The 18,192-nt window shown below is 54.1% G+C and carries 16 protein-coding genes; 4 read left to right on the forward strand and 12 right to left on the reverse strand.

Annotated features, from left to right (window positions below; translation table 11 throughout):
- The first annotated feature begins 90 nt into the window (after positions 1-90).
- Positions 91-642, forward strand: coding sequence for a DUF2062 domain-containing protein (locus tag V8L70_RS09670; protein WP_336269304.1), 552 nt, complete (start codon positions 91-93; stop codon positions 640-642).
- 23 nt (positions 643-665) lie between these two features.
- Here the strand turns inward: V8L70_RS09670 and V8L70_RS09675 are convergent, their stop codons facing one another.
- Complete coding sequence (locus V8L70_RS09675) at positions 666-1,394, reverse strand: ABC transporter ATP-binding protein (protein ID WP_008956820.1); 729 nt, start codon at positions 1,392-1,394, stop codon at positions 666-668.
- A 25-nt stretch (positions 1,395-1,419) separates the two neighbouring features.
- The gene (locus V8L70_RS09680) at positions 1,420-2,661 is read right to left on the reverse strand and encodes a lipoprotein-releasing ABC transporter permease subunit (protein WP_008956821.1); all 1,242 of its coding nucleotides are present in this window, start codon (positions 2,659-2,661) and stop codon (positions 1,420-1,422) included.
- 180 nt (positions 2,662-2,841) lie between these two features.
- Between V8L70_RS09680 and V8L70_RS09685 the strand changes: the two genes are divergently transcribed.
- Together V8L70_RS09685 and V8L70_RS09690 are read left to right on the forward strand one after the other, a co-directional pair.
- On the forward strand, positions 2,842-3,909 hold the full coding sequence (locus V8L70_RS09685) for an agmatine deiminase family protein (RefSeq protein WP_336269307.1): 1,068 nt from the start codon (positions 2,842-2,844) through the stop codon (positions 3,907-3,909).
- 10 nt (positions 3,910-3,919) lie between these two features.
- Positions 3,920-4,822, forward strand: a complete 903-nt coding sequence (locus V8L70_RS09690; RefSeq protein ID WP_336269308.1) for a carbon-nitrogen hydrolase — start codon at positions 3,920-3,922, stop codon at positions 4,820-4,822.
- Between the two features lie 89 nt (positions 4,823-4,911).
- Here V8L70_RS09690 and V8L70_RS09695 read toward each other — a convergent pair whose 3' ends face one another.
- From V8L70_RS09695 to V8L70_RS09710, 4 genes are all read right to left on the reverse strand, one after another.
- Positions 4,912-5,868, reverse strand: a complete 957-nt coding sequence (locus V8L70_RS09695; protein WP_336269309.1) for a Nudix family hydrolase — start codon at positions 5,866-5,868, stop codon at positions 4,912-4,914.
- Positions 5,869-5,989: 121 nt separating this feature from the next.
- Entirely contained in the window at positions 5,990-7,219 is a 1,230-nt protein-coding gene (argJ, locus tag V8L70_RS09700) for a bifunctional glutamate N-acetyltransferase/amino-acid acetyltransferase ArgJ (protein ID WP_336269310.1), read from the reverse strand.
- A gap of 54 nt (positions 7,220-7,273) precedes the next feature.
- The gene (gene secA / locus V8L70_RS09705; protein ID WP_336269311.1) at positions 7,274-10,006 is read right to left on the reverse strand and encodes a preprotein translocase subunit SecA; all 2,733 of its coding nucleotides are present in this window, start codon (positions 10,004-10,006) and stop codon (positions 7,274-7,276) included.
- A 105-nt stretch (positions 10,007-10,111) separates the two neighbouring features.
- Positions 10,112-10,474 (reverse strand): hypothetical protein, encoded by a 363-nt coding sequence (locus V8L70_RS09710; RefSeq protein WP_008958696.1) that lies wholly within the window; start codon positions 10,472-10,474, stop codon positions 10,112-10,114.
- Positions 10,475-10,586: 112 nt separating this feature from the next.
- Between V8L70_RS09710 and V8L70_RS09715 the strand changes: the two genes are divergently transcribed.
- A complete protein-coding gene (locus V8L70_RS09715) occupies positions 10,587-11,051 on the forward strand; it encodes a DUF721 domain-containing protein (protein WP_008958695.1) in 465 nt (154 codons plus the stop codon).
- 182 nt (positions 11,052-11,233) lie between these two features.
- Here the strand turns inward: V8L70_RS09715 and lpxC are convergent, their stop codons facing one another.
- The 6 genes from lpxC to murC all read right to left on the reverse strand — a co-directional run bounded on the left by lpxC (position 11,234) and on the right by murC (position 18,182).
- Complete coding sequence (gene lpxC, locus V8L70_RS09720) at positions 11,234-12,145, reverse strand: UDP-3-O-acyl-N-acetylglucosamine deacetylase (protein ID WP_008958694.1); 912 nt, start codon at positions 12,143-12,145, stop codon at positions 11,234-11,236.
- Positions 12,146-12,279: 134 nt separating this feature from the next.
- Positions 12,280-13,455: a cell division protein FtsZ gene (gene ftsZ, locus V8L70_RS09725; protein ID WP_008958693.1), complete on the reverse strand. Its 1,176-nt coding sequence runs from the start codon at positions 13,453-13,455 to the stop codon at positions 12,280-12,282.
- Between the two features lie 34 nt (positions 13,456-13,489).
- The gene (ftsA, locus tag V8L70_RS09730; protein WP_008958692.1) at positions 13,490-14,779 is read right to left on the reverse strand and encodes a cell division protein FtsA; all 1,290 of its coding nucleotides are present in this window, start codon (positions 14,777-14,779) and stop codon (positions 13,490-13,492) included.
- 314 nt (positions 14,780-15,093) lie between these two features.
- Positions 15,094-15,807 (reverse strand): cell division protein FtsQ/DivIB, encoded by a 714-nt coding sequence (locus V8L70_RS09735; RefSeq protein ID WP_008958691.1) that lies wholly within the window; start codon positions 15,805-15,807, stop codon positions 15,094-15,096.
- Positions 15,808-15,831: 24 nt separating this feature from the next.
- On the reverse strand, positions 15,832-16,773 hold the full coding sequence (locus tag V8L70_RS09740) for a D-alanine--D-alanine ligase (protein ID WP_008958690.1): 942 nt from the start codon (positions 16,771-16,773) through the stop codon (positions 15,832-15,834).
- Entirely contained in the window at positions 16,770-18,182 is a 1,413-nt protein-coding gene (gene murC, locus V8L70_RS09745; protein ID WP_336269334.1) for a UDP-N-acetylmuramate--L-alanine ligase, read from the reverse strand. The genes V8L70_RS09740 and murC overlap by 4 nt, the downstream gene beginning before the upstream one ends.
- Positions 18,183-18,192: the final 10 nt, after the last annotated feature.

Genomic DNA, 18,192 nt, shown 5'->3' on the forward strand with positions numbered 1-18,192 from the left:
TCCCTGTCGAATGTTCATTGATGGCCTAGCATAGCCGAAGGGCAACGCTATATGGATAATGGGCAGCATCGATAGGTAAGAGTATCCGTCATGCCGCGCAGGTTCCTGCAGCGCTACATGCCCAAACCCGACACCATCAGAAAACAGCGCTCGCTACGCTTTATGGCACCGCTGATTGCAGACCCGGGTTTGTGGCTACTAACTCGCCGAAGCGTTGCCAATGCGTTTAGTGTGGGCGTGTTTTGCGCCATGCTCCCCATCCCTTTTCAGATGGTGGTCGCTGCGCTGGGTGCTCGCTTAACGCGCTGCAACTTAGCCCTTTCGATCGGTTTGGTATGGATCACTAACCCTTTAACAATGCCGCTCATTTTTTACGGCAATTATCGGATTGGCACTTTCATACTCGGTGCGCCTGTACGAGAAGCCCCCTCGCGTATTTCAACGCGCTGGATTGCCGAACAGATGCACGACATTATGCCGCCTCTGATCGTTGGCTCGCTGGTGACAGCGTTGATATTAGCGATCGTCGTCAATATCGGTATCCGCTTAGTCTGGCGCTGGCACGTCTCCCATAATTGGAAACGCCGCCGCCAAAAACGTCGGCAGCGGCGTGCGCAGATTGAAGCAGAATTTGATGATTAAGCTTTAAGAGCCTATCTCCATCGTTAACGCGCTGGCGTTTGCTCGACCAACCTACCTGCATCCAGCTTAAGCACACGATCCTGATGAGCGGCAAGGCTCACATCGTGGGTCACAATCACAAAGGCACAGGCGCTCTCTTTGGCCAGCTCATCCATCAGCGCCAAAATAGTCGCTGCAGTGGTCTGATCAAGGTTACCCGTGGGTTCATCCATCAGCACCAAGCTGGGGTCGGTAACCAGTGCCCGGGCAATCGCCACGCGTTGACGCTCACCACCAGAAAGCTCACCTGGCTTATGGTCGGCACGCGGCTGCATGCCCACTCGCTCCAATATCTGCATCGCCCGCTGCTCGGCCGCCTTTTTCGACTGGCCGCGAATAATCAGCGGCAACGCCGCATTTTCGACGGCGGTGAACTCCGCCAGCAGGTGGTGAAACTGATACACAAACCCAATGTAGCGGTTCCGAAAGCTGCCCAGCGCCGCTTCATTCAAACCCGATAGCGGCTCACCAGCGATCACCACACTGCCTTCGCTGGGGCGGTCGAGCCCTCCCAGCAGATTCAGCAATGTGGTCTTACCGGAGCCCGAACTGCCGACGATAGCCACCCGCTCTCCAGCGCGCACTTGCAGGCTGAGCTTATCGAGCACCGTTAGATCCTGTGGGCCTTCGCTGTAAGTCTTAGTCAGCGCTTGGCAATCGAGCATAATGGCTGCGTCTGTTTGTGCGTGGGTAGACACCGTATTCGTAGACATCATGTCATCCTTATTCCTGAAGCCATTATTCATAGCGCAATACATCCGCTGGCTGAACCCGCGCCGCACGCCAAGCAGGATAGAGCGTGGACAGGAATGTCAGCCCAAAGGCTGCCAATACGATACGGCTAACATCATCCCACTGTAAGCGAGAAGGTAAATCGCTAATGAAGTAAACCCCAGCATCCAAGAACTGAATGCCCAATGTCCCTTCCACCCAGCCAATCAGATCAGCGATGGTCAGCGCCAGCAGTACACCAACGGCCACCCCCATGGCGATACCAATCAGCCCAATGGCCATGCCCTGAACAATAAAAATCCCCATAATCGAGCTCGGCTTAGCACCTATCGTACGCAGAATGGCGATATCCGCGCTTTTGTCGGTGACTACCATGACCAGCGTAGAGACGATATTAAACGCCGCTACAGCGATAATCACGGTTAAGAGCAGCGCAATCATGCGCTTTTCCATCTGTATCGCCTGAAACAAATTGCCATGAGAGAATGTCCAGTCGCTGCCGAGGTACTCAGGGCCAAGCTCGTTGAGAATGGCCTGAGTTTCGCTACTAGCAGCAAACAGGTCGTCGAGCTGTAGGCGAAGCCCGCCAATGGCGTCACCCAAGCGGGCAAGCGTCTGCATATCTTCAATATTGGCGTAGGCCAGGTTGGCGTCTAAATCAGCACCGACACTAAAAATACCGCTAACGGTGAAGCGCTTTAAGCGCGGGAACACCCCAGCCGGGGTAATCGAAGCCTCAGGCACCAACAGCGTCACTCGGTCCCCAACGCCAACGCCCAGGCTGCGCGCCAGCATCGACCCCAGCACTACATTCCACTCACCGGGCACTAAATCGGCTAATGCACCTTGGCTCATATGTTCGCCAATAATGGAGACACGGTCTTCCCAATCGGGATTAATACCATTCACCATGGCACCCTGATTGTGGCCACCGACCGAAAACATGCCCTGCTGCTCGACAAAAGGCGCCGCGCCAATGACCCGCTCTCGCTGCATCAGCTCTTCGGCAAGAGACTCCCATTCGACCATTCCCACACGGGACTCAATTTTGGCGTGTGGAACCATGCCTAAAATGCGCGTCCTTAGCTCATGGTCAAAGCCGTTCATTACCGACAACACCAGAATAAGTACGGCGACCCCTAACATTAACCCCAGCATTGAGGTAAGCGAAATAAACGAAATAAAGTGGTTCCGGCGTTTAGCGCGCACGTAGCGCAGCCCCACCAGGAAAGGCAAACGATCAAGCATGGCGTCATTCCTTATCAATAAGCGCTCATGGTACGGTTTTTTTAGTCTCGCTGCATGTTCCAAACGGCCATTAGAGCGATCAGCCCTGCGAGCGTTCAGATTAAAAACGTTACGCTTGCAACTTGCCCCGCCACCGCCTACATTGCGCCGATTTACTGCTGACCGTGGGCCTGCGCTTTTATGACTTATCGTTTGCTACCCGAATGGTATCCCCAAGACGGAATACAATTGACCTGGCCGCGGCCAGACGGCGATTGGGCGCCCTTGCTTGCTCGCATCGAAGCCACCCTGGAACGCATTGTGATCGCCACGACACGCTTTCAGCGCGTGCTGATTTGTGTGCCCGATGAGTTAACGCAACAACGCTTAGCCACTACATTTGACGCTTACGGCGTGCCTGCTTCCCGGCTGCAGCTTATTGTCGCACCCACTGATGATACCTGGGCGAGAGACCATGGGCCGATCAGTGTTATCGACGACCAGGGCCAGATGCTGATGCTTGATTACACCTTCACCGGCTGGGGCGGTAAATTCCCCGCTGAGCGTGATAATCGGCTTACCCAGTGGCTTGCCGAGGCGGGCGTTTGGGCTTGCCCGGTAGCGACACGGAATTTAGTGCTGGAAGGTGGCGGTATCGAAACCGATGGAGAAGGCACTCTGCTCACTACAGAAGCATGCCTGCTTAACCCCAACCGCAACCCAACGCTATCGCGAGAAGATGTAGAAGCCCAGCTCGCCCAAGATTTTGGCGTTGACCGCGTATTGTGGCTGGCCAATGGTCATTTAGAAGGCGACGATACCGACAGTCATATCGATACGCTTGCCCGTTTTTGCGATCCAACCACCATCGCCTATGTACGCTGCGATGATCCCAATGATCCTCATTATCCGGCACTGGCGGCGATGGAGCAGGCGTTACAGGCGTTTCGACAACGCAATGGTGAACCCTACCGTTTAATCGCGCTACCTTGGCCCCAGGCCTGCTTCGACCCTGATGACGGCCACCGCCTGCCAGCCACTTACGCTAATTTTCTGATCATCAATCAAGCCGTACTGGTTCCTACTTACGGCGACCCGGCGGATGTCACCGCGCTACACGCGCTGACAAGTGCATTTCCCGAACACACCCTAATTCCGATTGAGTGCGTCAGCGTTATTCGCCAACATGGCAGCCTGCACTGCTTAACCATGCAGCTTCCACAAGGCACGCTTACCCAGAGTACGTTTTCTGCGACCGCTATTTGCTAAAGGAGTCACCATGTCGACGACACTAACCGTCGCTGTTGTGCAGCAACCTGCGTGGCCTGATAAAGCGCAAAGCCTGGCTGCCAGTGAAGCAGGTATTCGCAGTGCCGTTGAGCAAGGCGCTCAGTTGGTACTGCTGCAAGAACTGCATGCCACTCATTACTTTTGCCAGTTCGAAGACCCTTCGCTGTTTGACCTAGCAGAGCCGTTGGATGGCCCGACCGGCCAGCGTCTTGCAGCACTCGCTAAGGAGCTGGACATTGTCCTGGTCGGTTCGTTGTTTGAACGCCGCGCCCCAGGGCTTTACCACAATACCGCCGTGGTCTATGACCGCGCCAAAGGGCGCGTTGGGCAGTACCGCAAGATGCACATTCCCGATGATCCTGGGTTTTATGAGAAGTTCTATTTTACGCCAGGCGACCATGACAGCGCCCGCGGTGAAGGCTTTACACCCATTGAGACATCCGTAGGTCGTCTTGGCGTACTGGTCTGCTGGGATCAGTGGTATCCGGAAGCCGCCCGATTGATGGCCCTGGCCGGTGCGGACTTACTGCTCTACCCCACTGCGATTGGCTGGGACCCCAATGATGATGCCGCTGAGAAGGCACGCCAGAAAGATGCCTGGACAGTGATTCAGCGCGCCCACGGCGTAGCCAACGGCTTACCCGTGCTGGTCGCTAACCGGGTTGGTTTTGAGGCGGATCACTCCGAAGTCGGCGATGGCATTCAGTTCTGGGGTGGTAGTTTTGTCTGTGGGCCGCAAGGTGAACTATTAGCCCATGCAGGGGAAGAGACCGAGCAGTTAGTCGTTGAGCTTGATATGGCGCGCAGTGAAAACACACGCCGCATTTGGCCCTACCTGAGGGATCGTCGAGTAGATGCGTATGGGGATCTAACTCGCCGTTACCGCGACTAACCCCGCCCCCCCTAGAAAACAAAACGCCTGCCTGGGATCAATACTCAGGCAGGCGTTTTTGATGACCCACGACCGATTAACGCAGCGTATTACTTCCAGAAATCGCGAATTGAGGCGATCCCTTGAGCGCCTACGGCACGAGCGTGATTGGCATCAAAGCGCGTCATACCGCCTAATGCAAACACCGGCATACCAGCACGCTCGACCAACTGTTGAAAGTCATGCCAACCGAGCGGAGCGACTTCAGGGTGCGATGGCGTGGTGCGCAGCGGCGACAGGCTGACAAAGTCACAGCCTAATACGGCTGCTTGGGTAAGCTGCTTCTGGTTGTGCGTCGATGCGGAAAGCCATTTATTTTCAGCAATCGGACGACGCTCAAGCTGCATCAAACGCTCGCTGGTCAAATGAATGCCATCAGCGTCAATATGATCCAGCAGCGTGGGTTCACCATTCAGCAGCAGCCGCGCGCCGTGCTCACGGCATAGGCTTAGTGCTCGCTGAGCACGGGCAAGATAAGCCGCTTCGTCCAACTGCTTGGCACGCAGCTGCACCAAGCGAATCTTGTCTTCACGCAGCGCGCGCTCCAAAAACGCATCAAAACGCGCTTCATCAGCCTCTTCGTTGGTGATCAAATACTCGGTAGGCAACCTTACCGCCCGCAGTATCGGTAAATTTGCTGCCGGGAAAGGATAGTTGGAGAGTTCGCTCATAGGCACCCAGCGCACGGCCTGCCCTTCACGGCCAAAAGGCTCTCCGGCAAACTCATGCACCTGCCAGACATCAAGCAGGATATGCTTGTCAGGATACTCATGGTGAACGCGAATCAACGGCTGAGCACAAATAATCTCGACGCCCAGCTCTTCATGCAGTTCTCGCTTTAATCCTTCAAGACCGGTCTCATAAGGTGCTAGTTTGCCACCTGGAAACTCCCACAGTCCGCCATGATCAACGTTTGACGGCCGACGAGCGATCAGTACTTGCTGTTGATCGGCGCTGATAATCGCAGCTGCCGCGACGTGAACCCGTCGTTTTACCTTTATGCTCATATACTCATATACTCGTTACGTCTTGATCCACTGCGCGCACCAACGCTTCTGCCATCGGCGCTATCTCGCTGCGTGTGTCCATTACCCCTGCCAACCAATGCCCTCGGCTGAGAGCGACCGACTAGCTACGGTAATCCGCGTTGATAGACACATAGTCATGAGAGAGGTCAGAGGTCCACACCGTGGCACTCTCTTCGCCGCGCCCCAAGTTAATGCGAATGGTAATTTCTGACTGCGCCATGACAGCGCTTCCTGCTGCTTCGGTGTAACCTGCCGCGCGTCCGCCTTGTTCGACTAAACGCACATCGCCCAGGTCAATCACCACGCGGTTAACGTCAAAGTCGTTCACCGGCGCCCGCCCGACGGCTGCTAGAATTCGCCCCCAGTTGGCATCAGAAGCGTACAGCGCTGTTTTGACCAGCGGCGAGTGAGCAACGGTGAAAGCTACATCAAGTGCTTCTTGACGACTTTGCGCTTCGCCAACCTGCAGGGTAACGAACTTGGTCGCCCCTTCAGCATCGCGAATGATCGCTTGCGCCAGCTCGGTCATTACCCGTTGTAAAGCGTTACTGAACGCGGCTATCTGAGCTTCATCAGCGATTCGAGGGCCTGTGCCAGTCGCTGCCAACATACAGGCGTCATTGGTAGAGGTATCGCTATCCACCGTGATGCAGTTAAACGAGCGGTCGACGGTTTCACGCAGAAGCCGATCCAGTAGCGGTGCCTCGATAGCTGCATCGGTCACCACAAAGCCCAACATGGTCGCCATGTTGGGCTTGATCATGCCCGACCCTTTCGTGATGCCGTTAATCGTTACCTGCTGATTACCTATTTCAACCGTGACACTGGCCCCTTTGGCCCGGGTATCAGTGGTTAAAATGCCCTCGCCTGCGTGCTCCCAGGCAACACTGTCGCTGGACAAACTTTCAAGCGCCGGTGCTAATCCCGCTAGCAGTTTCTCCATTGGCAGCGGTTCACCAATCACACCGGTTGAGAATGGCATTATATCTTCAGTCGCAACTCCCACCTGCTTGGCAAGCTCAGCACAGCATGCCCGCGCATCGCGCAAGCCTGCCTCGCCAGTGCCCGCGTTCGCGTTGCCGGTATTGATCAACCAATAACGCGGAGAGCGGTGCTCCGCACGGCGCTGTTCAAGGTGTTGCTTGGCCACTACTACCGGCGCTGCACAAAAGGCGTTACGGGTAAAAACCCCCGACACCGTCGCTGTGTCGGGCAGTTCAATCACCACCACATCACGACGATCCGGCTTTTTGATACCCGCCATTGCAACCCCAAGGCGCACCCCTTTCAGGGGTGGCAACTCTGGAAAGGGAGTGTTTCCCACTGCCATGATTCTCTCCTTTAGGCAAACCTTGGTCAGACGTTATCTCAGACACAATCGCCGTTAGCTTAATTTTCCACAGCACTGCTTGTACTTTTTACCTGAACCACAAAAACAGGGGTCGTTACGGCCCACCTTAGGGCCTTCGCGACGCACTGGACGCCCTTCACTGCCAGGCGCTTCTTGATCGCTCTCAGTCTGCTCAGGGGCCGGGGCGTCATGGCGACTAGCGGCGGTGGCGGTTTCGCGCTCCAGCGCTTCGCGGCGTTGACGCTCAAGGGCATCCACTTCCTCGGGCTGGCGAACCTGAACGTGGCTCAGAATGCGCGTTACATCTTCTTTAATATGGTCAAGCAGGTGTTGGAAGAGCTCAAACGATTCACGCTTGTACTCCTGCTTGGGGTTTTTCTGGGCATAGCCACGCAGGTGAATACCACGGCGCAGATGATCCATTGACTGAAGGTGCTCTTTCCAGCGCGTATCCAGCACCTGCAGCATGACTTGCTTCTCAAAGCGACGAATCAGTTTCTCGCCCGCTGCAGCCACTTTTGCCGCATAGGCTTCACGGTGCATGGACTGCAGCCGCTCACGCAACTGCTCCTCGCTAAAGCGATCATCCTCAGCAGCCCACTTAACCACGGGCACATCAAGATTAAACTCTGTTTTCAGGTGCGCTTCCAAACCGGGCAAATCCCACTGCTCGGGCAGGCTCTGAGGAGGAACATAGCTGCTAATTGCCGTTTCCATTACCTCTTCACGAATACCGATAACGGCATCAGCCACATCGTCCGCGGCGAGAATTTCATTACGCTGGTCGTAGATCACCCGGCGCTGGTCGTTGGCAACGTCATCGTACTCAAGCAGCTGCTTACGAATATCGAAGTTACGCCCTTCGACTTTTTTCTGGGCACGCTCAACCGCATTGGAGACCATCTTATGCTCAATGGCTTCACCATGCTCAAGCCCTAACGCCTGCATCAAGCGCTTAACACGATCAGAGCCAAACAGACGCATCAGGCTGTCTTCAAGCGACAAGAAGAACCGCGTGGAGCCGGGGTCGCCCTGGCGACCAGCACGGCCACGCAGCTGATTGTCGATACGCCGAGACTCATGGCGCTCAGACCCCACCACATGTAAGCCGCCGGCGGCCAACACAGCATCGTGGCGTGCCTGCCACTCAGCCTTTAACGCATCAACCTGCTCTTGGCTTGGGTTTTGTAGCTTGGCCGATTCAGCCTCCCAATTGCCGCCCAGCACAATATCGGTACCCCGGCCAGCCATGTTGGTGGCGATGGTAATTGCCCCTGGGCGGCCTGCCTGAGCGATAATTTCGGCTTCACTCTGGTGCTGTTTGGCGTTAAGCACGTTGAACGGGAGGCCGGCCTCTCGCATCAGGTTGGCAAGGTACTCCGATGTTTCAATTGAGGCCGTACCAACCAGCACAGGGCGCCCAGCTTCTGTCTCGGTTTTGACATCTTTAATGATCGCTTCGTATTTCTCTTCAGCGCTCAAATAGACCAGATCGTTCAGGTCTTTACGTGCCAATGGACGGTTGGTAGGAATAACCACCACGTCGAGGCCATAAATTTGACGAAATTCAAAGGCTTCAGTATCCGCTGTACCGGTCATACCGGCTAACTTCTCATACAGACGAAAATAGTTCTGGAAGGTGGTCGAGGCAAGCGTTTGGCTTTCGCGCTGTACCGTAACGCCCTCTTTGGCTTCTACAGCCTGGTGCAAGCCTTCCGACCAACGGCGCCCTGGCATAGAACGGCCAGTGTGTTCGTCGACGATGACTACCTGACCTTCAGAAACGATATAATCGACATCACGATTATAGAGGTAGCGGGCGCGCAGGGCCGAATGCATATGCTGAAGCAAATTGAGGTTTTGCGCGGCATAGAGCGACTCTTCATCGCCCAATAAACCCTCGCCGCGCATTAGCTCTTCAACTTTGTTATGCCCCTGTTCCGTTAGCTCTACCTGTTTCTGCTTTTCGTCAACTAAGAAGTCGCCGACCACCGGGGCATCGTCATCTTCACTCTCTTCGCCTTTCTCAAGCTGCTGAGCCAACTGATTAACGACTTTATAGAGATCCGTATTTTCGTCTACCGCGCCCGAAATAATCAGCGGCGTACGCGCTTCATCGATAAGAATCGAGTCAACTTCATCGACAATCGCAAAATGCAAGCCACGCTGCACTTTGTCTTCTAACGAAAACGCCATGTTATCGCGTAGATAATCAAAGCCGAACTCGTTATTGGTACCGTAGGTAATATCGCACTGATAGGCATGACGCTTCTCTTCGCCAGACTGGCCGGAGAAAATAACACCAATGGAAAGGCCTAGAAATTCATACAACGGCCGCATCCACTCAGCATCACGACGGGCCAAATAGTCGTTCACGGTCACCACGTGAACGCCTTTCTCCGTCAGCGCATTCAGATACACCGCCAGCGTTGCCACCAGGGTTTTACCTTCACCGGTTTTCATTTCTGCAATACGGCCACGGTGCAGGGTCATACCACCCACCATCTGCACGTCAAAGTGGCGCATGCCCATAACGCGCTTACTGGCCTCGCGGACGATTGCAAAGGCGGGAGCTAACAGCGCATCGAGTGGCTCACCTGACGCCAGGCGTTCGCGCAATTGCGCTGTTTTTTGCTGCAAATCAGCGTCACTTAATGCCTCAAACTCTGCTTCTAGGGCATTAATCTGAGGCACATTTTTGTGCATGCGTTTAACATCGCGGTCATTTTTAGAACCAACGACTTTACGTAATAAATTATTAAGCATGAAATATCCAAGTATTCACGAACAACCCATCGGACTTTGCCTATATACGGCAGACCCTTTTTCTTCAGGTCTTTTACCTACCAGCGTAGGGACAAAGTAAGTATCTTAACGGCATACTTGATGGGTAGGAGGGCCGCGCTGAGTCAAGACATCGCGCGCTGCTACCAGCAGGGCCATCGGCGCAAGCCAACTGCTTAGACGCCGCACCGGGGCAAAGCGCCTAGGGCGTTGAGCCCAACGGCGCAGGGCGCGCTGCCGTTTAGCAACCCAGTGCGACTGCGCACGTAAAATCGCGGGTACCCATAAACAGATAGTAACGCTGCGTTCGCCACTCCGAAAAGCATCCGCGGGGCTTAAACTCGCGGGTAATAGGCAGCTCACTAACAAGCCGGCCAGCCACCAACGCGCTAAGCCATAGCGGCGATGGCGCCGCGGCAAAGCTGATTGAACATCAAGCGTAGGTGACATGCTGTAGACCGGCTCCTGAGCGTGGTAAAATCTGCTAAAATGAGATCGGTTAATGTCTCCGACGTCATCATTAGCGGCACCCTAGGATAGCGGTGCCCTAGGAATTAAGCGTATGAGTATAAAGGTTAAGCGTTCTCGCGCACAGCCCATTGCCCGCCTACTCTCAAAGTCGGGCGATATTAGTCAGTTAATGCGCCTATCTCGTTTAATTGACCAGGCGCAGCAGCATCTTCGCGCGCACCTGCCCGAAGAGATGCGTGAACATATTTTTGTCGGTGGCTTTCGCGAAGGTCGCTTAACACTGATCAGTGGTCAAGCAGGCTGGCTAACCTGGTTACGTTTTGAGCAGCGTCGCCTATTAGAGCTGCTTCATCAGTTACCTGGCTTTGAAAGCGTGAGCGGCTTTACCTTTAAAGTGCGCCCAGTGCACCCTATCGTGCCCCCGCCACGTAATACACGCAGCCTTTCAGCAGATGCAGGCAAAACACTGGCTGAATGCGCTGAAGACACGACCAATCCCACGTTAAAGCGCGCCCTTGAACGGCTTGCCTCTCATGCTCGGCCACCCAACGAGTAACAGTTGCCATAAGGGCTATGGCAAACAAATTTACCGGCTATAACGCTCTTGGCGTAAAACGTATGCTGGCGGCAAAATGCATAAAGCACCGCCTAAGCGATGCTTTATTGACATTACCACTGCTACGATAACTCTTCGGACTACCTTATTAGCTAATAGCCGCTTTTCTATAAGCGGCTATATTATGCCATTGCGGGCGCAGCATAAGAGATCGGCGCCACGGCCTTATCTTCTTCAAACGTCACTATTTCATAAGCGTCAGGCTGAGCCATCAGCTCACGGCACAGCTGATTATTCAGCGCATGTCCTGACTTAACACCACGAAACTCACCAATCAGACTGTAACCCAACTGGTATAAATCCCCGATGGCATCTAATACTTTATGCTTGACGAACTCATCTTCGTAGCGCAAACCACCTTCGTTAACAATGCGGTAATCGTCTACCACGATCGCATTGTCTAAACTGCCGCCTAATGCCAAATTGTTAGAGCGTAAAAACTCTAAATCACGCATAAAACCAAAGGTACGCGCGCGCGACACTTCTTTGACAAAAGATGTGGTCGAAAAATCGATCAGCGCCGTCTGTTTCTGCTGTTCAAAAACAGGGTGGTCAAAATCAATCGCAAATGAGACTTTAAAACCTTGGTGGGGCAAGAAAACAGCCTCTTTATCACCATCGGTAACCGCTACACGATGCTTGATGCGAATAAATTTCTTCGCAGCATCCTGTTCCAAAATACCCGCTGACTGAATCAAAAATACAAACGGGCTAGCACTTCCATCCATAATCGGCACTTCAGGTTCGCTTACGTCCACATAAGCGTTATCAATCCCCAGCCCTGCAAAAGCCGACATAAGGTGCTCAACGGTAGCAACCTTAACCCCATTATTGGAGAGTGCTGTACACAGCTTGGTATCTTCAACCAATTCAGCGCGCGCTGGCACGTGTACGACAGGATCCAGATCGGTTCTAACAAACACAATCCCAGTATTGGCGGGCGCCGGACGCAACGCTAAGTGGACTTTTTTGCCAGAATGCAGGCCCACTCCGGTGGCGCGAATGACGTTTTGTAGGGTGCGTTGTCTGATCATGGGCAGTAATCGAACTCTGGTGACGGCAGTGACCGTAGAGAAAAAGTTATCAAACAGTGTTCACTTTAACAGCAAGCGAGCGTTTTAGCCAATAAAACGCTCGCCAACTGTTGCAATAAAGCTGTTTTGTAGAATCAATCCGCCTGACGGCGTAAAAACGCGGGGATATCCAAATAGTCATCGGCTTCAGTAGAGCGACGCTTTTCAGGACGAGGTTTAGCGGCAGTTTCGGTTGCTTCAGCGCGCGCTGTCGCCTGCTGACGCATTACCGTTGGCTGTTGTAGCTTGCGGTAATCCGAGGATTCTGCGGCTGACCGACGGGCAGGCTCGCGCGAAGAAGCCTTAGGTTTTTGCCCATCTAAACCAGCAGCCACAACGGTTACACGTAGCTCGTCGGACATTTCCATATCTATGGAGGTGCCTACCACTATAGTTGCATCTGGAGACGCAAACTCTTGAACAGTGGCACCGACGTCATTGAATTCGCCGATGGACAAGTCAGGGCCAGCGGTGATGTTGACCAGAATACCCCGTGCGCCATGAAGATCGATATCTTCCAGCAACGGGCTGCGAATGGCTTTTTCGGCAGCTTCACGAGCACGATTCTCGCCCGTCGCCCCACCGGTACCCATCATCGCCATGCCCATTTCAGACATCACGGTGCGAACATCAGCAAAATCGACGTTAATGATACCTGGGCTGGTAATCAGCTCTGCGATACCTTGCACAGCGCCTAGCAGCACATCGTTAGCCGCACTGAAAGCCGTTAGCAATGTCGCATTTTTGCCCAGCACGGAAAGCAGCTTCTCGTTAGGGATAGTGATCAACGAATCAACATGCTCGGAAAGCTCTTTCATGCCCTCCTCAGCGGCACGCATTCGCTTCGGCCCTTCAAAGGGGAAGGGGCGAGTCACCACCGCGACGGTGAGAATCCCTAGCTCTTTGGCGACCTGTGCCACTACAGGAGCACCACCAGTGCCGGTACCCCCGCCCATGCCAGCAGTGATAAACACCATATCAGCGCCTACCAGCAATTCCGCGATACGCTCACGGTCTTCCATAGCCGCCTGGCGTCCCACGTCGGGATTGGCACCTGCGCCTAATCCTTTAGTGATTTCGCTACCCAGCTGCAACACGGTTTTTGCTGAACAGCGTTTAAGCGCCTGAGCGTCAGTGTTAGCGCAGATAAACTCAACGCCTTCAATATTGCTTTCGACCATGTGGTTAACAGCATTGCCGCCACCGCCGCCAACACCAACCACTTTGATGACCGCACTGCTCGAGGGTGCGTTATCTACCAATTCGAACATAAGCCCCGTCTCCTGAACCGCGCTTGCGGCCCTGTCAGAAATTTCCTTTGAACCAGCCTTTAATTCTAGCCAGCGCCGAATGGTCTTCCTTGATATCACGCCGGGAAAGCTCATTGCGACCCTTATGGGCAGCAACCACTCCCCCGTGGTTTTTTAGGCCTTGCCCATAACGCGTTTCCTGCAAGGCATAATGCAGCAGACCTACGCCCGTCGCATAAATTGGGTTACGAACGACGTCCGCCAAACCTCTTACATTCTGCGGACATGCGATGCGAACCGGCATATGAAAAATCTCTTCCGCCAATTCGCTAACCCCTTCCATGCGCGAGGTTCCACCGGTAAGTACAATCCCAGCAGCCACCATGTCTTCATAGCCACTTCGGCGCAATTCATCTCTTACTAGCGTAAATAGCTCTTCGTAGCGCGGCTCTACCACTTCAGCCAGTGCTTGGCGCGATAGATCACGCGCAGGTCGATCACCTACGCTAGGTACTTTAATCATTTCATCGCTTGACGCTAAGTGAGTTAGTGCGCAAGCGTATTTAACTTTAATCTCTTCAGCGTGTTGGGTTGGCGTTCGCAGGGCCATGGCAATATCGTTAGTCACTTGGTCACCAGCAATAGGTATAACCGCCGTGTGACGTATGGCGCCTTCACTGAAAATAGCCATATCAGTCGTGCCGCCGCCGATATCCACCATACAGACGCCCAGCTCACGCTCATCCTCTGTCAGCACTGCCATGCTTGAGGCTAGCTGCTCCAGAATAATAGCATCTACCTCTAGCCCGCAGCGACGTACGCATTTCTCTATATTCTGCACTGCGTTTAAGGCGGCCGTCACTAAATGCACTTGAGCTTCCAAGCGCACCCCGGACATGCCTAGCGGCTCGCGAATCCCCCCCTGAGCATCAATCGAAAACTCTTGGGGCAATACATGCAATACCCGCTGGCCTTCAGAAATAGCGCGCGCCCGAGCAGAATCAATAACGCGCTCAATATCAGAAGGTGTCACTTCACGCTCTTTAATAGCAACAACACCGTCAGAGTTCATTGAACTGATATGACTACCGGCCACGCCAACATATACTGAATGGATATCACAGCCAGCCATCAACTCGGCTTCTTCAACTGCGCGCTGGATAGACTGCACCGTTGATTCAATATTGATCACAACACCACGCTTCATACCACGCGAAGGGTGCGAACCAATACCGGCAATTTCAATTCCGCCGTCATCGGTGGGTTGACCGACTATCGCGACGACCTTGGACGTTCCAATGTCCAGCCCGACCACCATATTGGATGCGTTGGGTGAGCCTGCCATGAGTCGGGAAATCTCCTTGCGTGATTGTTAAAAAATAAATATTAATTGGGTGCCGCTTAATCCAACGCTTAACATTGAAAGCGTGCTATCCAAAATAAACAGTGGTTTTTTTCTGACACTCACTAATTACAAATAGCTGAAATTAAAAACCACTTAACCAGCGTCTGGCCCATAGTATAGAAACAATAGTCGCAATACGACTAGCATCAACCCACAATAATAGGCATAGAAAGCAATTTAAAGCCGATTATTGGCTTTTTCAACGATGGCAACCACTCACTTTTACACCTTATTTGCATCAAGTAATAGAAGAGTTACTCATCTTGCACAGCAAATTCACTTTCTCCGTGCCAAGCGACAGCGACACCATTAGGGTAACGCAGATCTATATAGCGAATTTGCTCGCTTAGCGAATTCAACTCGCGTTGCCATGAAGCCGATAAACGTGCCAAACGGACTTCATGCTGCCGACGTCCTAACATCACCCAAGCGCCTTCATTTAATTGCAGCCGCCATGCGCCGCGTGGCTCTAAACGGAGTTGCGTAAGATCAAGCGATAACTGCTCAAAGTGACGCTTTAGACGATGATAATAGGTTAACACTTCTTCACTGCTACCGCCGGGACCGGCCAAATCAGGCAAACCTGAGGGCGGGTTTAAGGGGGCAAATGCGAAAGGCTCGCCTTCTGGGTTAAGTAAAAAATCATCATTCCAGCGTGCGACCGGCTGTTGTTCAATTAGTTCAAAGACTAACGCATTGGGCCACTCACGGGTAATACGCACTTCATTTAACCAGCCCACTTGCAAAGCGCGGTCGCGCAGCTCACCCAGATCCGCCGAAAGCCAGGTGGCATCGACCACCAAGGGCGCCAATTGGGTACGCAGATAGTCAGCGCTGACATATTCCCATTCACCGCGAATTGACACCCGCTCAATCGGGCGGTCTAGCCACAACCAAAGCGCCCGGCCACCGGCGCCCATCAGCAAGGCTAATAGAATAACGCCCAACCAGGCATTACGCCTTTTCATAAGGCACCCTTCATAACAAACTCGTCATAGCGATAACTGCCTGCCAGCGGTATTCAAAATTTCCATCACTAGCTCGTCAAATGAGATACCCGCATGTGCCGCTGCCTGGGGAACCAAGCTATGGTCGGTCATCCCAGGCACGGTATTAACTTCCAGCAGCCAGAAACGCCCTTCGCTATCGCGCATGACATCCACTCGCCCCCAACCAACGCCGCCAATCGCGGCAAACGCCTGTTGGCATATATCCGCTAACGCCGCCTCCTGCTCCGTGGGCAGCCCACACGGCAAATGATATTGAGTGGTATTGGCGATATATTTCGCTTCGTAGTCGTAGAAACCGCCCGGCACTTCAACGCGAATCGCTGGCAATACCTGGCTACCCAGCAGCGCGACCGTGTACTCGTCGCCGACGATAAAGCGCTCTGCCATTACGCGTGCGTCGAACTGCGCCGCCTCGTGATACGCAGCCTCAAGCGCCGCCTGACTTTTGACAATGCTAATACCTAGCGTTGAGCCTTCATGCACGGGCTTCACAATCAGCGGCAAGCCAAGCCGGGCGACCACGGCTGACCAATCCGAACCGGCATCCAGCATGATGCTCTCTGGTGTCGGCAAGCCAACCGCACTCCATACCTGCTTGGTGCGCTGCTTATCCATGCCCAGCGCTGAAGCGAGCACTCCGCTACCGGTGTAAGGGATATTGAGTAACTCCAACGCCCCCTGCAGCGTGCCGTCTTCACCGCCGCGCCCATGCAAGGCAACGAAGACCACTGAAGGAGCCAACTGCTCTAATCCCACCAGGCCGCTTTCGCGGGGGTCATAACCACAGGCATCGACGCCCTTACGCTGAAGGGCCTCAAGTATTGCCGCCCCGCTTTTAAGCGATACCTCGCGTTCAGCAGACGTACCGCCGTAAACGACAACGACTTTTCCATGCGACTCAGGGGTTGTTACGTCAACGCTCACAAGTCTACCTCGTTCATCGCTAGCTGTGCCTGTGCCAGACGCAGGGAAATCCCCCCCACATCACCAGCACCCTGGGTAATTAAAATATCGCCTGGCCGTAACACATTGGCTAACAGCACCGGTAACTCGTGCTTATGCTCGACAAAGAGTGGATCGACTTCTCCGCGCTGGCGAATCGACCCGGCCAGGGTCCTTCCCTCGGCACCAGGAATAATAGCTTCACCGGCGCTGTAAACATCGAGCAACACCAACGTATCGACTTGGGAAAGTACGCGTACAAAGTCTTCATACAAATCGCGGGTACGGCTATAGCGATGGGGTTGGTAAAGCATCACTAGGCGGCGCTCGGGCCACCCGGCGCGAACGGCCTGGATAACCATGTCGACTTCACGTGGATGGTGACCATAGTCATCCACCAGCATGATGTCGCCGTCGCCTTTTGGTGCAGGGAAATGCCCATGCACCTGAAACCGCCGACCCACGCCTGCAAAGCTCGCCAACCCACTCAAAATCGCGCTATCGCTAACGCCTGCATCAGTAGCCACCACAATGGCCGCCATGGCGTTGAGAGCATTGTGGCGCCCAGGCATGGCCAAGCGTACCGCTAGCGGCTCAGCGCCACCTGGACGTAACGCAGTAAACGAAACTTCTCCTTCTCGCTGGGCAAAATCGACAATGCGATAGTCAGCATCGCTATCAAACCCATAGGTCACAAACTGCCGCTTCACCTGATCGCACAACACGCGGACATGCGGGTCATCGATACACAGCACCGCCAGGCCATAAAACGGTAGATTATGCAGAAATTCGATAAAGGTGCTTTTCAGCCGCTCGAAGTCACCACCATAGGTCGCCATATGGTCAGCATCGATATTAGTAACGATGGATACCATTGGCTGCAGGTGCAGAAACGAGGCGTCGGACTCATCGGCTTCGGCAACGAGGTAGTCGCCCTCGCCCAGGCGAGCATTGGTACCGGCGCTTGTCAGCTTGCCGCCGATAACAAAGGTCGGGTCTAACCCCCCCTCTGCCAGCAGTGTCGCCGTCAAACTGGTCGTGGTGGTTTTACCATGGGTACCCGCCACGGCAATACCGTGACGGAAGCGCATCAGCTCGGCGAGCATCTCAGCCCGGCGCACGACCGGTACACGATGCTCGTGGGCCCAGCGAATTTCAGGGTTGGTTTCATCGATTGCGCTAGACACCACCACCACGTCGGCGCTTTCTACGTTTTCTTCAGCATGACCGATCGCCACGCATACACCGCATTGGCGCAGCCGCTCTACGACTGAAGAGTTTTTCATATCACTACCGCTGACGATGTAGCCCTGGTTGGCTAGCACCTCTGCGATACCGCACATACCGGCGCCACCTATACCCACAAAATGAATGCGTCGAATGCGACGCATGCCTGGGCCA

Source organism: Vreelandella arctica, assembly GCF_037070215.1.
Taxonomy (GTDB): Bacteria; Pseudomonadota; Gammaproteobacteria; order Pseudomonadales; family Halomonadaceae; genus Vreelandella; species Vreelandella arctica.

What these genes read in the sequence shown, in the direction of transcription:
- V8L70_RS09675 (WP_008956820.1), bottom strand. Translation starts at nt 1,394, where the DNA reads ATGTCTACGAATACGGTGTCTACCCACGCACAAACAGACGCAGCCATT.
- ftsA (WP_008958692.1), bottom strand. Translation starts at nt 14,779, where the DNA reads ATGGCAGGCTCACCCAACGCATCCAATATGGTGGTCGGGCTGGACATT.
- V8L70_RS09680 (WP_008956821.1), bottom strand. Translation starts at nt 2,661, where the DNA reads ATGCTTGATCGTTTGCCTTTCCTGGTGGGGCTGCGCTACGTGCGCGCT.
- V8L70_RS09670 (WP_336269304.1), top strand. Translation starts at nt 91, where the DNA reads ATGCCGCGCAGGTTCCTGCAGCGCTACATGCCCAAACCCGACACCATC.
- V8L70_RS09735 (WP_008958691.1), bottom strand. Translation starts at nt 15,807, where the DNA reads ATGAAAAGGCGTAATGCCTGGTTGGGCGTTATTCTATTAGCCTTGCTG.
- V8L70_RS09685 (WP_336269307.1), top strand. Translation starts at nt 2,842, where the DNA reads ATGACTTATCGTTTGCTACCCGAATGGTATCCCCAAGACGGAATACAA.
- V8L70_RS09715 (WP_008958695.1), top strand. Translation starts at nt 10,587, where the DNA reads ATGAGTATAAAGGTTAAGCGTTCTCGCGCACAGCCCATTGCCCGCCTA.
- V8L70_RS09695 (WP_336269309.1), bottom strand. Translation starts at nt 5,868, where the DNA reads ATGAGCATAAAGGTAAAACGACGGGTTCACGTCGCGGCAGCTGCGATT.
- secA (WP_336269311.1), bottom strand. Translation starts at nt 10,006, where the DNA reads ATGCTTAATAATTTATTACGTAAAGTCGTTGGTTCTAAAAATGACCGC.
- argJ (WP_336269310.1), bottom strand. Translation starts at nt 7,219, where the DNA reads ATGGCAGTGGGAAACACTCCCTTTCCAGAGTTGCCACCCCTGAAAGGG.
- murC (WP_336269334.1), bottom strand. Translation starts at nt 18,182, where the DNA reads ATGCGTCGCATTCGACGCATTCATTTTGTGGGTATAGGTGGCGCCGGT.
- V8L70_RS09710 (WP_008958696.1), bottom strand. Translation starts at nt 10,474, where the DNA reads ATGTCACCTACGCTTGATGTTCAATCAGCTTTGCCGCGGCGCCATCGC.
- lpxC (WP_008958694.1), bottom strand. Translation starts at nt 12,145, where the DNA reads ATGATCAGACAACGCACCCTACAAAACGTCATTCGCGCCACCGGAGTG.
- ftsZ (WP_008958693.1), bottom strand. Translation starts at nt 13,455, where the DNA reads ATGTTCGAATTGGTAGATAACGCACCCTCGAGCAGTGCGGTCATCAAA.
- V8L70_RS09690 (WP_336269308.1), top strand. Translation starts at nt 3,920, where the DNA reads ATGTCGACGACACTAACCGTCGCTGTTGTGCAGCAACCTGCGTGGCCT.